A 585-nucleotide genomic window follows, 5' to 3' on the forward strand; every position below is an offset into this window, starting at 1 on the left:
AACGGCTTCTTTTAAATATATTATATCACATTTTCATAAAAATAAACATAATATTATACTTTCGCGGATTAATATTATTTAAGAATAATTCTATAACTAAGATAACGTTGAAAAAAGGATGATATTTAGTGAAAAAAAAATACTTATTAATAATCTTATTAGTGCTAAGTTTATTATTTAATATATACTCTATTGCTATTCAAAACCAAAAAAAAAGAAATGCAAATGATATATTTATAACCTGCATAGATACGGCTGATTCTTGTTTTGGAGTTGACTATGACAAGATAGATGAAGGTACTAAAACTTATTATTTTTCAAAGCTATCTTCAAATTTACATACAGCTTCAGATATATTACAGTTTACTTCTTATGCTAATGTTCCAGGTAAAGTAAAAGGTTCTATGAATGCAATATCTAAATTGTATTTAATAACAACAAACCCTAATAAAACAACAACTGAAAAATTAAAGACTATTGGGCAAAAAGAACAAGCTGCTTTCAAATATTTACATTTTATAAGTAATGATCCTCAAAACAAAGATAATTGGGATAAACTTTTAAAAGTTGAAAATGATATAAATT

General features: G+C 23.6%; 1 protein-coding gene. It reads left to right on the forward strand.

Annotation, left to right across the window (positions count from 1 at the left end; genetic code table 11):
* Nucleotides 1–128: 128 nt before the first annotated feature.
* The coding region (locus tag LQK79_RS20795; RefSeq protein WP_231017786.1) for a hypothetical protein at nt 129–585 on the forward strand (457 nt) is incomplete at its 3' end.

This window comes from Clostridium guangxiense (genome assembly GCF_021043395.1).
Classification (GTDB): domain Bacteria; phylum Bacillota; class Clostridia; order Clostridiales; family Clostridiaceae; genus Clostridium_S; species Clostridium_S guangxiense.